Source organism: Rathayibacter sp. AY1G1, assembly GCF_002932095.1.
Taxonomy (GTDB): Bacteria; Actinomycetota; Actinomycetes; order Actinomycetales; family Microbacteriaceae; genus Rathayibacter.
In genome coordinates this window covers 16,077-29,271 of record NZ_PSUZ01000010.1, presented here as the reverse complement: position 1 = coordinate 29,271, position 13,195 = coordinate 16,077, and the positions used below count along the sequence as shown (strand labels likewise).

The following is a 13,195-nucleotide window of genomic DNA, read 5'->3' as shown; positions in this document are numbered from 1 at the left end:
ACCGGCATGCGTCCGCTCATCGATCGGTGCAGGCGGCTCCGCGGAGCCGGGTCAGACCCAGGCGTCGGCGAACCAGGGGGTCGACACGGTGTCGAGGGCGACGAGGCCCTGGACGGCCGACCGGTGCAGGTAGTGGTTCTGCTGGTCGTAGAGCGGCAGGATCCAGTAGCCCTCGAGGACGATCCGCTGGGCCTGCTCGTACAGGTCGGCGCGGGCGTCCTCGTCGGTCGTGGCGCTCGCCTGCTCGAGCAGCGAGTCGAGCGCGGGGTCGGCGATCTGCGCGTGGTTGGCGAAGTAGCCGCTCGGCGCGGGGGTGATGCCCGAGGAGGAGTAGAGGATCCGCAGCACGTCGGGTCCGACCTTCGTGTACGGGGCGCTCACCAGCTCGTACTCGTTCGACGCGAGCGCGGTGTACCAGCTCGACAGGTCGAGCAGGCTGATCCGCACGTCGAAGCCGAGGGTCTTCGCCGAGGCCTGGATCTGCTCGAACAGCGACTGCTCGGCCGGGATCGACTGGTTGGTGCTGACGGGGAAGCGCAGCGTCAGCGGCGTCCCGTCCTTCTCGCGGATGCCGTCGCCGTCCGAGTCCACCCAGCCGGCCTTCTCGAGCAGATCCTCGGCGGCGGCCGTCTCGGAGTCGGACCCGGCGTCCTCGAAGAGCGACGGGTCGGAGTACGCGGTCGCCTCGCGGCTGGACAGCGGGGAGTAGGAGCGCTCGGCGGTGCCGAAGAAGAGGGAGTCGATCGCGTCGTTCACGCCGACGCCGCGGACGAACGCCTCGCGGACGGACTCGTCGTCGAACGGCGCCTGGCCGGAGTTGAGCTCGAGGCGGTTGACCGAGCCGGGCCGGGGCGCGTCGAGCTCGACGAGGTCCGTGGCTCCGGTCGCGGCCTTCAGAGTGTCGGGCTGGGCGTTGTCGAGCACGTCGACCTCGCCCGACTGCAGCGCCGCGTAGCGGGTGGCGGAGTCGGGGATGAAGCGCCAGGTGATGCTCGCCAGGTGCGCGGGGCCCTCGTGGCCGTCCCCGGTCGGGCCGGTCGACGCGTCGTAGGCCTCGTTGCGGGTGAGGGTCACGTGGTCCTGCTTGATCCACTCCGAGACGGTGAAGGGGCCGGTGCCGACGGGCGCCTCGCAGTTGGCCTCCTCGCCGCGAGCGATGCCGGCGGGCGACTCGATCGCGGTCCACGGCTGCGCGAGCGACTCGAGCAGCGCGCTGTCCGGCGCGGTCAGGGTGAAGCGGGCCACGGTCGGCGAGACCGCGGTGACGGAGGCGACCTTCGCCACGGCGAGGTAGCCGGTGGAGGACTTGGTCGCCGGGTCCTGCAGGTGCGCGATGTTCGCGGCGACCGCCTCCGCGTCGAGGGCGGTGCCGTCGGTGAAGGTCGCGCCCTCGCGCAGGGTGAAGTCGTAGCTGAGCGCGTCGTCCGAGACGGTCCATGACTCGGCCAGCCAGGGCGTGATGGTGCCGTCGGCGTCGCGCGAGACGAGCGACTCGAGCACCTGCGTCGCGAGGAGCGCCTGCGGGTAGTTGCCGCCGACGTGCGGGTCGAGGCAGGTGGGCTCGGCGTCGCCGGACGCGTAGGTCAGCGTCCCGCCGTCGACGGGGGTGCTGGAGGCGTCCGGCGTCTCGGCGGTGCAGCCGCTGAGCAGGAGCGCGGCGGCCGCGACGGCGGCGGGGAGGGCGAGGAGGCGGGAGCGCAGCGGCATGACGTCTTTCGTGGAGGGGTCGGGGGTGCACGCGTTTCTTGGACGCGACCCAGGAAACGCTAGCAGGGCGTGGAGGCGGCGGACGGGGATCGCTCGGATCCGTGGAGGAGCGCCCGGATCCCGCGCTGGGGAGGGACGAACCGCGCTGTCAGAGGCCCCTGATGCGCCGGGCGGTCGAGAAGGGCCTCCGCTCTCCTACTGTCGACTCATGACCTCCGCCGTGCTCGCCCTCCTGTTCGGCTCCGCCGTCGCCCTCGTGGGCCTCGTGCCCTGGGCCGCCCTGCAGTACCGGCGGCGCGGCGTCCTCGGGATCGGCAACGCGGTGCTGGCCTTCGCCGCCGTGGTCTACGCGCTCGCCCTCGTCACCTACACGCTCCTCCCCCTGCCCGACGAGGCGACGGTCACCGCCGCCTGCCGCACCGGATCGGGTCCGCAGCTGCGCCTGTTCGCCTTCGTCGGCGACATCGCGAAGGAGGGCGGGATCGACGGGCCCCGCGCGCTGCTGACGAACCCCGCGTCCGCGCAGGTGCTCCTGAACGTGGTCTTCTTCGTCCCCCTCGGGATGCTCGTCCGCCACCTCGCTCTGCGCGGGCGCCTCGTCGCCGGGATGATCGGCGGCACCGCCGTCGGCTTCGCCGTCTCGCTCCTCATCGAGGTCACGCAGCTCACGGGCGACTGGTTCCTCTACCCGTGCGCCTACCGGCTCTTCGACGTCGACGACCTGCTGGCCAACACGGCCGGCGCCCTGCTCGGCACCCTCCTCTCCCCCGTCCTCCTCCTCTTCACCCGCCGGGCCGAGGGCGCGGTGCCGGAGCTGGCCCGCCCGGTCACGATCCGCCGCCGCGCGTTCGGCATGTTCTGCGACGTTCTCGCGCTGAGCCTCATCACGGGCGCGCTCGTCTCGATCACCGGGGTCGGCCTCGTGCTCGCGGGGGTGGACACGCGCTCGAGCCCCGGGGACGTGGTTGTCGGCGCCCTGCCGTTCGTCGCTCCGCTGCTCCAGCTGGTGATCGTGCTGCGGTCCGGACGGACCCTCGGCGAGACGGTGGTGCGCCTGCGTCCCGAGCCGCGACCGCTCCTCTGGCAGCGGCTCGTGCGCTGGGCGGCGGGATCGGGCGGCTGGTCGACCCTGCTCGCCGTCGAGGGCGGGTTCTGGTCGCTGCTCGCCTTCGTCCTCGCGGCGGCCGCGATGATCGGCCTGGTCGCGACACGGGGCCGCAGGGGGACGGCGAACGCGCTGGCTCGCCTCGACGTCGTGGACGAGCGGGCGGCGGCGCCGTCCGCCGTCCGGAAGACGGACTGAGAGGAGCCTGCCGGACGCCTGGGCCGGCCGGTGGTCAGACCGCCGCGCGGAGCCCCTCGACAAGGTCGTGCTGCGCCTCGCGGCCGGCCCGCGTGGGCACGAGCGGGTACACGTGGACCTGCCCGACGGCCTCGTGGAGCTCGAACGGGACCGCGGCGGCCGCCGCCCGCTCCGCCAGCACGTGGGCGTCCGGATTGAGGACGTCACGCGTGCCGGTGAAGACGGTGAGCGGACCGAAGCCCGCCAGGTCTCCGAACAGCGGGCTGACCACGGGATCGAGCAGGTCGAGGGAGCCGCGCCAGCTCTCGGCGAGGACGCGACCGCCCGGCGTGCCGAGCCACGGATCCGCCGGCTGCACCTCGGGGATGTGCGGGTTGCTCCAGGAGAGGTCGAGTGCGGGCGAGACGAGGGTCGTGCGCGGCAGGACCACCCCCTCGTCGCGCAGGGCGAGGGCCGTCGAGAGGGCGATCTGGCCGCCCGCAGAGTCGCCGGCGAGGCAGGTCGCCCCGTGCCGCTCAAGACTTCGCAGCACCAGGGCGCGGACACCGTCGCGCGCCTCGAGCGCTGTGCCGAAGGGCACGAGCGGGTAGATCGGGAGGGTCACCGCGACGGAGGCCTCGTCGGCGATGCGGGCGGCGAGCCACCAGTGCTGGGGCGCGATCTCGTTCACCCAGCCGCCGCCGTGGACGTAGACGACGCCGCCGCGGATCACCCGCGGGCGGATCGTGTAGACCGGCCAGGAGCCGACCTGCTCCACGTCGACGCGCACGCCGGGCCGGAGGCGGGGCGGCGGTCCGTAGGAGGCGGGACGGAGCGCGCGCTCCCGAATGCGGCGACGGGCTCCCTCCGCGCTGACGAAGGTGCGGTTCGCGCGGGCGAGCCGGAGCGCGAGCGGGACGAGGGCATCGGGGACGACGAGCGGCATCGCCCGAGCATCGCGCACCCCGGTGCGCAGCGGCTGGGCGGTGACGGACTGCGCGGCTGCGGACTCTGCGGCGACGGACTCGGCAGCCACCGACGCGTCAGCCGCGGACTCCGCCGCTGATACGCGGAGGTCGGAGGACGCGGCGCGGGCTCCGCGGACGGAGCGTCGGCACCCCCGGACGCAGCGTCGGAGGCCGCGGACGACGCCCGGGCACCCCGCGCACAGCACGACGGCCCGGCCCGTGGAGGGAGCCGGGCCGGGGCCGCCGGTCAGCGTGGTGCCTGCACGCCCGCGGAGCGCGGGTCGGCGGCGACCTCGCCGTCGCCGTGCGCTGCGGGTCAGCGGCGCGCGGCGGAGCGGCCGGCGAAGCGGGTGTAGACGAGCAGGACGATGATCGCTCCGATGATCGAGCCGATGATGCCGGCGGGCTGGAAGAAGCCGTCCATCGGGTCGTGCTGGAAGATCAGGAAGCCGAGGAAGCCGCCGACGAACGAGCCGACGATGCCGAGCACGATGGTCATGCCGATGCTGATGCTCTGCTTCCCGGGAACGATGAGGCGGGCCAGCGCTCCTGCGATGAGTCCGACGACGATGAGGCTGATGATGAGACCGAGCATGGCGGTCGTCCTTCCGTTGTGCGGGCGGGGGCCCGCTGATCGGTTCCGCGGTTGCGGGACCGGTGGCTACGCAACCACCCCGGAGGAGGCGGCGGTACACCCCTGGGGGTGTGCTCGCCCCGACGAGCCGTGCGGTAGCGTCCGACCATGACCCGCCGCGCGCCCCTCACCGTCGCGCTCGTCGACGACTACGACGTCGTCCTCACGGGCCTCGCGCACATGTTCGACCACTACCGCGACCGGGTGGTCGTCGCCGAGATCGACGCGAACGCCTCCCTCTCCGACCGGATCGACGTCGTCCTCTACGACTCGTTCGCCCAGCCGGAGTCGGACCACCACGAGATCGCGGAGCTGGTGCGCAACGAGCGGGCCGAGCACGTGGTCGTCTACACCTGGAACTTCGCGCCGACGCTCATCGCGGACGCCCTCGAGCAGGGCGTCCACGGCTACCTCTCCAAGACCCTGCCGGCGCGGGAGCTGGTGGCCGCGCTCGAGCGGGTGGCGGCGGGCGAGGTCGTCGTCAGCGATCCTCCGCGGCGGGCGGGCAGCGCACCGGGCCTCGACTGGCCGGGCCGCCACGAGGGCATCACCGACCGGGAGTCGGAGATCCTCGCGCTCATCACGCAGGGCAAGAGCAACGCCGACGTCGCCGCGCTCACCTACCTCAGCCCCAACACGGTGAAGTCCTACATCCGCAGCGTCTACGGCAAGATCGGCGCGACCAGCCGCACGCAGGCCGTCCTCTGGGGCGTCGACCACGGCTTCACCCCCGACCACCACCGCATCGACCACTGGCTCGGCGGCCCCTGACCCGCGCCCGCGGGACGCCGCTCCGGTACGCGACCCGCCGACGAACGCGCACCCGGGAGGCGTCTCGCAGGAGGGGGCGGGGGCGCACGCACCGCTACGGTGTGGCCATGCCCCTCGACCGCGCGCCGACCATCCGCGACGTCGCGGTGCGGGCCGGAGTGTCGTACCAGACGGTCTCGCGGGTGCTCAACGACAGCCCCCAGCTGCGGCCGCGCACCCGGGAGCGCGTGCTCGCCGCGATCGAGGACCTCGGCTTCCGCCCCAGCGCCGCCGCCCGCGCCCTGGCGACGAGCCGCTCCGGCCTGATCGGGATCCTCGCCGCCGAGAGCCACAGCTTCTACGGCACCGCCACCGCGATGGCCGCGATCGAGCAGGCGGCGCGCGACGCGGGCTACCGGGTCCCGGTCGTGAACGCGGCGCCGGACGCGGAGTCGCTGGCCGACGGTCTCGCCCACCTGCAGCGGGAGTCGGTGGAGGCGATCGTGGTCCTCGCCCCGCAGGAGCGCGCGCTGGAGGCGATCGAGAGCCTCGCGATCGGCGTCCCCTCGGTGACGCTCGGCGCGACGGACCGCGGCGCCGACTCCCTGCTCCTCGTCGACCAGGCGGCCGGAGCGCGACTGGCGACCGAGCACCTCGTCGGCCTCGGCCACACCCGCATCGCGCACCTCGCCGGTCCGCAGCACTGGGTGGAGGCGCAGGCGCGGCTCGAGGGCTTCGGCGCCGGGATGAGCGCGGCCGGCCTCGACCCCGTCGCCGTCGTGGAGGGCGACTGGAGCGCCGAGTCCGGCTACCGCGCCGGCCTCCGCCTCCTCGGAGCCGCGCTTCTGCCGACCGCGGTGTTCGTCGGCAACGACCAGATGGCCCTCGGACTCCTGCACGCCTGCACCGAGCGGGGACTGCGCGTGCCCGAGGACCTCAGCGTCGTCGGCTTCGACGACGTCCCCGAGGCGGCGCACTACCAGCCGCCGCTGACCACCATCCGCCAGGACTTCGCGGAAGTCGGCCGCCGCACGATCGGCGTCGTGCTCGCGGAGCTGCGCGGCGAGGAGCCCGCCGTCGGCCGCCCGGTGCCGCCGGTGCTGGTGGAGCGGGCGTCGACGACTCAGGCCTGAGCAGCACCGGCCCCCGCCTCACCCCGCGTGCGGCAGCAGCACCTCCACGCGCCCCTCGCGCACCCGAGTCTGGAACCGCGGCTGCGGCGAGGTGGCCGGCCCCCGCAGCACCTCGCCGGTCTCGAGCGAGAAGGCGCTGCCGTGCCACGGGCAGGCGACGCACGCCTCCCCCGAGCCGTCCGCCGAGACCTCGCCCTCGTCGAGCGGGCCCGAGAGGTGGCTGCAGACGTTCGAGAGCACGTCGATCCGCTCGCCCCGCCGGAAGGCGAGCAGGGGGAGGCCCGCGACCTCCCTCCTCACCGGCGTGCGCTCCGGCAGGTCCGCCAGGGCGCCGAGCTCCTGCCAGCCCGAGGGGAAGCGGTGCGGCACGTCCTCCGCGTGGTTCGCCCCCGCCGCCTGCCGGTAGCTGAGGTGGCCGCCCAGGTAGCCGCCGCCCGAGACGACGGCGAGTCCGAGCATCCCGAGCACCTTCCCGCTCGTGGTGCGCCCGCGGCGGCGCTGCACCCACGACGCGGCGTAGAGGCCCGTCGCGACCACGTTGGCCGCCGAGTGCACCAGCCCGACGCGGGTCTGCTGCTCGTGCAGCTCCGACCAGTCGGTGAAGCCGGAGGCGGCGGTCGGCAGGACGCTGATCACGCCGACGCCGACGAGGGTCCTCGCCGCGCGCTGGTTCCCCGGCAGCAGGTCGAGCACCGCCGCCGACACCCAGGCGCCGGTGGGAACGAGGACGAGCAGCGGATGGACGGGGTGGCCGACCGGGACGCCGTGCAACACGTCCCGCACCGGCTGCGGCCGGACCACCGCGTTCACGGCCCGCTTCACCCGGCCGACGAGCGGATCGAGGGCGGCGGCGTTCTCGAGGCGGGTGACGAGTCTGACGAGTCTGATCTCACGCATGCCTCATGCGACCAAGCGGGCGGCCCCGGCGGAAGGGGCTTGCGGCGGAGCAGGAGCAGTCGGACCCCGTCGGGCGGCCCCTCGCTTGCCGACCCCGAGCCGTTTCGCCTACGCTGACCCGGGGCTTTGTGAACGGTCACATCGCCCGAGCGAGGAGCATGATGGACCAGCGCAGGCCCACCCCCGCCGACGTGATCACGAGCGGCGCCACCGCCCTCGGCATCGAGCTCGGCTCCACCCGGATCAAGGCGTGCCTGGTCGACGCGGCCGACCCGTCCGTGGTCCTCGCCGTCGGCAGCCACGAGTGGGAGAACCAGTTCGTCGACCGCCGCTGGACCTACTCCCTCGACGCCGTCCACGCGGGCCTCCAGGCCGCCTACGCGGACCTCGTCGCCGACGCCTCCTCGCGCCACGGCGTGCAGCTCTCCTCCGTCGGGGCGCTCGGCGTCTCGGCGATGATGCACGGCTACCTCCCCTTCGATGCGGACGGCGGGCTGCTCGTCCCCTTCCGCACCTGGCGCAACACCAGCACCGGCCCCGCGTCGGCCGAGCTCACCGAGCTGTTCGGCGCCAACATCCCGCTGCGCTGGTCGCTCGCGCACCTGCACCAGGCGGTCCTCGACTCCGAGCCGCACGTCGAGCGGATCGACTTCCTCACAACCCTCGCCGGCTACGTGCACTGGCGCCTCACCGGCGAGAAGGTCCTCGGAGTCGGCGACGCCTCCGGGATGGTCCCGACCGACCCGGCGACCCGCGACTACGACCAGCGCGTCGTCGACCTCTACGACGAGCGCGCGGCCGGCGCCGTGAAGCCGCTGCGCGAGCTGCTGCCCGCCGTGCTCCCCGCGGGCGCCGACGCCGGCTCGCTCACCGCCGAGGGCGCGCTCCTGCTCGACCCCACCGGCTCCCTCCGACCCGGCGCCCCCGCCTGCCCGCCCGAGGGCGACGCCGGCACCGGCATGGTGGCGACCAACTCCGTCGCCCCGCGCACCGGCAACGTCAGCGCCGGCACCAGCATCTTCGCCATGGTCGTCCTCGAGGGCCCACTGGAGAGCGTGCACCACGAGCTCGACCTCGTCGCGACCCCCGCCGGCGACCTCGTCGCGATGGTCCACTGCAACAACGGAGCCAGCGAGCTCGCCGGCTGGGTCGGCCTGTTCTCGCGGTTCGCCGCCGCGTCCGGCGGACCCTCCGACAGCGACGCCGTCTACGGCACCCTCTTCGCCGAGGCGCTCGAGGGCGAGGCGGACGCGGGCGGACTGCTCGCCTACAACCACCTCGCGGGCGAGCCGATCGCCGGCCTGGTCGAGGGCCGCCCGCTCGTCGTGCGCACCCCCGACTCGCGCCTCACGCTCGCCAACTTCATGCGCGCGCAGCTCTACGGCGTGTTCGGCACCCTGGCGCTGGGCATGCGCGTCCTCGCAGGCGAGGGCGTGCGGATCGACGAGATGTTCGCGCACGGAGGCATGTTCCGCACCGCCGGGGTCGCCCAGCGCTTCCTCGCCGGCGCGCTCGACGCCCCCGTCTCGGTCGCCGCGACCGCCTCCGAGGGCGGCCCGTGGGGCATGGCGGTGCTCGCCGCCTACCGCCTGCAGAGCGGAGTCGCGCTCGACGCGTACCTCACCGATCAGGTCTTCGGCGACTCCGGCTTCGAGACCGTCGCCCCCGACGCGGACGACGTCGCCGGCTTCTCCGCCTACCTCGAGCGCTACCGCGCCGGCCTCGCCGTCGAGCAGACCGCCGTCGAGACCCTCACCGACCCGCAGAACCAGGGAGCCACCGCATGACCACCCAGACCCCCGCCGTCGAGGAGGCGATCGCCCGCGTCCGCGAGGACGTCGCGCGGCTGCACTCCGAGCTCGTCCGCTACGGCCTCGTCATCTGGACCGGCGGCAACATCTCGGGCCGCGTGCCCGGTGCCGACCTCTTCGTGATCAAGCCCAGCGGCGTCTCCTACGACGACCTCGCGCCCGAGAACATGATCCTCTGCGACCTCGACGGGAACGTCGTCCCCGGCACCCCCGGCAGCGACCGCAGCCCCTCCAGCGACACCGCGGCGCACGCCTACGTGTACCGCGAGATGCCCGAGGTCGGCGGAGTCGTGCACACGCACTCCACCTACGCGACCGCGTGGGCGGCCCGCGCCGAGTCGATCCCCTGCGTCATCACCGCGATGGCCGACGAGTTCGGCGGGGAGATCCCCATCGGCCCGTTCGCGATCATCGGCGACGACTCCATCGGCCGCGGCATCGTCGCGACCCTCAGCGGGCACCGCTCGCGGGCGGTCCTGATGCAGAACCACGGCGTCTTCACCATCGGCAAGGACGCGAAGGACGCCGTCAAGGCGGCCGTCATGGCCGAGGACGTCGCCCGCACCGTGCACCTCGCGCGCCAGGGCGGCGAGCTCGTCCCCATCCCGCAGGAGTCGATCGACGCCCTGTTCGACCGCTACCAGAACGTCTACGGACAGAATCCCACCGGAGCCATCGCATGAGCGTGTACCAGAGCATCATCCCCGACCTCGCCACCCGCACCGTCTGGTTCCTGACCGGCAGCCAGGACCTCTACGGCGAGGACACCCTCCGCCAGGTCGCCGAGCAGTCGCAGGCCGTCGTCGCGCAGCTCAACGAGGCGAGCGCGATCCCCGTGACCGTCGAGTGGAAGCCGGTGCTGAAGAGCTCCGACGCCATCCGCCGCACCATGATCGAGGCGAACTCCGACGACTCCGTCGTGGGCGTCATCACCTGGATGCACACCTTCAGCCCCTCGAAGATGTGGATCCACGGCTTCGACGCGCTCGCCAAGCCGCTGCTGCACTTCCACACCCAGGCGAACGTCGCCCTGCCGTGGCAGGACATCGACTTCGACTTCATGAACCTCAACCAGGCCGCGCACGGCGACCGCGAGCACGGCTACATCCTCAGCCGGATGAGCGTGCCCCGGAAGACGGTCGTCGGCCACGCGAGCGACGCCCGCGTCACCGAGGCCATCGGCACCTGGTCGCGCGCGGCCGCAGGCTGGTCCGCCTCGCAGAGCATGAAGGTCGCCCGCTTCGGCGACAACATGCGCAACGTCGCCGTCACCGAGGGCGACAAGACCGAGGCCGAGATCCGCCTCGGCGTCAGCGTCAACACCTGGGGCGTGAACGAGCTCGTCGAGCGCGTCGACGCCGCCACCTCCGAGCAGATCGACGCCCTCGCCGCGGAGTACCTCGAGAGCTACGACGTGGTCCCCGAGCTGCTCCCCGGCGGCGAGCGCCACGAGTCGCTCCGCTACGGCGCCGCGGTCGAGATCGGCCTGCGCTCGTTCCTGGAGGAGGGCGGCTTCGAGGCGTTCACCGACAGCTTCGAGGACCTCGGCGGGCTCCGCCAGCTCCCCGGACTCGCCGTGCAGCGCCTCATGGCCGACGGCTACGGCTTCGGCGGCGAGGGCGACTGGAAGACGGCCGTCCTCATCCGCATCGCCGCCGTCATGGGCGCCGGCCTCCCCGGCGGCACCAGCCTGATGGAGGACTACACCTACGACATGACGCCCGGCGAGGAGCTCATCCTCGGCGCGCACATGCTCGAGGTGTCGCCGTCCCTGTCGTCGAAGCGCGCCTCGCTCGAGATCCACCCGCTGGGCATCGGCGGCCGCGAGGACCCGGTGCGCCTGGTCTTCACCGCCGACGCCGGCCCGGCCGTGGTGGTCGCCCTGAGCGACGTCCGCGAGCGCTTCCGCCTGGTCGCGAACAAGGTCCAGAACGTCGAGCCGCCCCAGACGCTGCCGCACCTGCCCGTCGGCCGCGCCGTCTGGCAGCCCGCTCCGGACTTCGGCACCAGCGCCGCCGCCTGGATCACCGCCGGTGCCGCGCACCACACGGTGATGACGACGCAGATCGGCCTGGAGGCGTGGGAGGACTTCGCCCGCATCGCCGGCGTCGAGCTCCTCGTGATCGACGAGTCGACCACCCTCCGCGGCTTCGAGTCCGACATCCGCTCGAACGCGGCGTACTACCGCCTCTCCCAGGGCCTGTAGATCCTGCGAGGCCGGACGGCCGGCTCCCTGCGGGGGGTCGGCCGTCCGTTCGTTGCGGCGCGTGGCGAGTTGTAACGAGGCCGGAACGTGGGGATGCGGTAGTTACCCCTCAAAGTTGATGTTCCAACTCCGATCGCCGACGGTTTTTCATACTGTTCGGCATTTAAATGGTTACAAGCCGCAACAACGAGATCTTACAAAATTAACTACTTCAGCCGATCTTCGCCCGAGGGCAGTATCGAACCGGCGAAAGTACTCACCGAGAATCGCGCATTACACCACGAGGCTCTTCGCGCGTCTCAAAGGTTCGAGTATTGGCCACGTGAGGAACTGCGTCGGCGACAACTTGCCTTTCTTTGATAAAGAAGTGGCGAGGCGCCGCGCATCGTCCAGATCCTCCAAGATACAAAGTCGGGCCAAGACGAGAAGCTCATCCATAGCACTTACGTCCCACGCCTCGACATCTTTACGAACGGCCGCGACCCCGTCACGCATTTTTCGAGCATGAAACCAGTTCGCTCGAGAGTATTCGATGGTTACAGATTCAGTTAATAGCGAATCTATCCTGGGGAATAAGTCTGCTACCACATCCGACCGTCCGAACCGGAGCAGGTCGTATGTGAACTTAGTGAAGTCCTCGTCGGGCCTAAATTTGTCCGCCTTCTTCCCCTCGGGGGAATTGGCAATCGCCACTCGGGCAAGTTGCGTCAGAGCAATGGCGACTATGAGCAAACGATTTTGCGAATCTTCTAGGTAAGCGAAAGAGACCTCAAGACGCGAGTTAAGCACAACAGTAGGTTCTATATGCCTTACACTGTCGATGTATTGCCGCGAAACACGCCCACCTGCGTGGACTAGAACGTGCCGACGGTTGAATACCTCGATAAGTAAATTTGTCATCCAGTCAGTCTCGGCGCGAAGAATTTTTTGCAGATATTTCATCCAGGCGCTTAGACCGTCACGCATGAGATCATCGACCTTGTCATCGATAGCGTTAGCTACTAGGCTTTCAATGGTCTCGTGTTTGCGGATTTCGGCGAGTTCGTAAGACTTTCCACCCTGATACAACGGCGCAGGGTTGTACCCTAGTCCAATTGCCACCAATCTGGCAATGAAGATTTCGAACTCAGCAATACTGGACACGAAAAGGGATTCGAGCATCATGTCCGAGCGAGAACGGCTTCGCTTAATCCTCGAGTACTGCTCAATAGCTTCCCCCTCCATTCGCGGCGGCATCGACGCCTCCGCGAGAATGCTGTGAATTCGCCGTAAAGCGTCAGCAAAACCTTCTGGGGCAGGAATAGAAATAGAGCCATCTTGTGATCGGTCCCGCGCGGAGGTTGGAGAACCTTCTTTTACTTCGGTTGTCGCGGAGAGCGATTCTGGCAATTTCGCGAGGGAGTTATTCAGGTCCTCAAGGGCACTATAGAGGGCTGGGGCAATGGAACGATTTTCTGACTTGATGCCAAGTCGCTCGGCAATCACCGACGCACGATAATCACGGTTGTCGAGACGGGCAAATTCGGTGACTCCAAGCTTTGCCAACTCTAGTGATGCTTCTTGTGCATGTAACAATTCATTTCTAAGCCCCGTCACTTTCCGCCCCGCCACGCGTGCTTTCTTCTCGGGTTCGGTGTCTCTGCGTTCATTCACTCTGTGATCCTCCCCAATGCGCTGTTGATTAAACGGTGCAACAAATTTCTAGCGGATAATCTGCCGTGTCACACTTTTGACGATACACCGCTGCATGCGGTTCAAGGTTTCGGATTGCTTCGCGGCGCCGTAAGTATCAAGATCGAAGGACGCG

Annotated in this window: 11 protein-coding genes; 6 read left to right on the top strand and 5 right to left on the bottom strand. The window is 70.6% G+C overall.

Features of this window, described 5'->3' with window-relative positions:
• Positions 1–51: 51 nt before the first annotated feature.
• Entirely contained in the window at positions 52–1,707 is a 1,656-nt protein-coding gene (locus tag C5C36_RS07230) for an ABC transporter substrate-binding protein (protein WP_104309478.1), read from the bottom strand.
• Between the two features lie 208 nt (positions 1,708–1,915).
• Here C5C36_RS07230 and C5C36_RS07225 point away from each other — a divergent pair, with 208 nt between their 5' ends.
• Complete coding sequence (locus tag C5C36_RS07225; RefSeq protein WP_181133787.1) at positions 1,916–3,010, top strand: VanZ family protein; 1,095 nt, start codon at positions 1,916–1,918, stop codon at positions 3,008–3,010.
• Positions 3,011–3,044: 34 nt separating this feature from the next.
• Here C5C36_RS07225 and C5C36_RS07220 read toward each other — a convergent pair whose 3' ends face one another.
• On the bottom strand, positions 3,045–4,025 hold the full coding sequence (locus C5C36_RS07220) for an alpha/beta hydrolase fold domain-containing protein (RefSeq protein WP_258072217.1): 981 nt from the start codon (positions 4,023–4,025) through the stop codon (positions 3,045–3,047).
• Between the two features lie 248 nt (positions 4,026–4,273).
• The gene (locus tag C5C36_RS07215) at positions 4,274–4,552 is read right to left on the bottom strand and encodes a GlsB/YeaQ/YmgE family stress response membrane protein (protein WP_104225042.1); all 279 of its coding nucleotides are present in this window, start codon (positions 4,550–4,552) and stop codon (positions 4,274–4,276) included.
• 147 nt (positions 4,553–4,699) lie between these two features.
• Here C5C36_RS07215 and C5C36_RS07210 point away from each other — a divergent pair, with 147 nt between their 5' ends.
• Together C5C36_RS07210 and C5C36_RS07205 are read left to right on the top strand one after the other, a co-directional pair.
• A complete protein-coding gene (locus C5C36_RS07210) occupies positions 4,700–5,362 on the top strand; it encodes a response regulator transcription factor (protein ID WP_104225041.1) in 663 nt (220 codons plus the stop codon).
• A 107-nt stretch (positions 5,363–5,469) separates the two neighbouring features.
• The gene (locus C5C36_RS07205) at positions 5,470–6,474 is read left to right on the top strand and encodes a LacI family DNA-binding transcriptional regulator (RefSeq protein ID WP_104308079.1); all 1,005 of its coding nucleotides are present in this window, start codon (positions 5,470–5,472) and stop codon (positions 6,472–6,474) included.
• A gap of 18 nt (positions 6,475–6,492) precedes the next feature.
• On the opposite strand, the gene C5C36_RS07200 is transcribed toward C5C36_RS07205, so the two are convergent.
• Positions 6,493–7,371 carry a Rieske 2Fe-2S domain-containing protein gene (locus tag C5C36_RS07200; RefSeq protein ID WP_104308061.1) on the bottom strand — a complete coding sequence of 293 codons (879 nt, stop codon included), beginning with the start codon at positions 7,369–7,371 and terminating at the stop codon, positions 6,493–6,495.
• A gap of 161 nt (positions 7,372–7,532) precedes the next feature.
• Between C5C36_RS07200 and C5C36_RS07195 the strand changes: the two genes are divergently transcribed.
• From C5C36_RS07195 to araA, 3 genes are read left to right on the top strand one after another with little or no spacing between them, the layout of a single operon-like run.
• Positions 7,533–9,158: a xylulokinase gene (locus C5C36_RS07195; protein ID WP_104248018.1), complete on the top strand. Its 1,626-nt coding sequence runs from the start codon at positions 7,533–7,535 to the stop codon at positions 9,156–9,158.
• A complete protein-coding gene (locus tag C5C36_RS07190) occupies positions 9,155–9,865 on the top strand; it encodes an L-ribulose-5-phosphate 4-epimerase (RefSeq protein ID WP_104224687.1) in 711 nt (236 codons plus the stop codon). Before C5C36_RS07195 ends, C5C36_RS07190 begins: the two co-directional genes overlap by 4 nt.
• A complete protein-coding gene (gene araA, locus C5C36_RS07185; RefSeq protein WP_104309476.1) occupies positions 9,862–11,388 on the top strand; it encodes an L-arabinose isomerase in 1,527 nt (508 codons plus the stop codon). Before C5C36_RS07190 ends, araA begins: the two co-directional genes overlap by 4 nt.
• A gap of 273 nt (positions 11,389–11,661) precedes the next feature.
• On the opposite strand, the gene C5C36_RS17320 is transcribed toward araA, so the two are convergent.
• On the bottom strand, positions 11,662–13,041 hold the full coding sequence (locus tag C5C36_RS17320; protein WP_146085315.1) for a hypothetical protein: 1,380 nt from the start codon (positions 13,039–13,041) through the stop codon (positions 11,662–11,664).
• Between the last annotated feature and the right edge of the window lie 154 nt (positions 13,042–13,195).

What these genes read in the sequence shown, in the direction of transcription:
- araA (WP_104309476.1), top strand. Translation starts at nt 9,862, where the DNA reads ATGAGCGTGTACCAGAGCATCATCCCCGACCTCGCCACCCGCACCGTC.
- C5C36_RS07225 (WP_181133787.1), top strand. Translation starts at nt 1,916, where the DNA reads ATGACCTCCGCCGTGCTCGCCCTCCTGTTCGGCTCCGCCGTCGCCCTC.
- C5C36_RS07230 (WP_104309478.1), bottom strand. Translation starts at nt 1,707, where the DNA reads ATGCCGCTGCGCTCCCGCCTCCTCGCCCTCCCCGCCGCCGTCGCGGCC.
- C5C36_RS07205 (WP_104308079.1), top strand. Translation starts at nt 5,470, where the DNA reads ATGCCCCTCGACCGCGCGCCGACCATCCGCGACGTCGCGGTGCGGGCC.
- C5C36_RS07210 (WP_104225041.1), top strand. Translation starts at nt 4,700, where the DNA reads ATGACCCGCCGCGCGCCCCTCACCGTCGCGCTCGTCGACGACTACGAC.
- C5C36_RS07190 (WP_104224687.1), top strand. Translation starts at nt 9,155, where the DNA reads ATGACCACCCAGACCCCCGCCGTCGAGGAGGCGATCGCCCGCGTCCGC.
- C5C36_RS07195 (WP_104248018.1), top strand. Translation starts at nt 7,533, where the DNA reads ATGGACCAGCGCAGGCCCACCCCCGCCGACGTGATCACGAGCGGCGCC.
- C5C36_RS07200 (WP_104308061.1), bottom strand. Translation starts at nt 7,371, where the DNA reads ATGCGTGAGATCAGACTCGTCAGACTCGTCACCCGCCTCGAGAACGCC.
- C5C36_RS07215 (WP_104225042.1), bottom strand. Translation starts at nt 4,552, where the DNA reads ATGCTCGGTCTCATCATCAGCCTCATCGTCGTCGGACTCATCGCAGGA.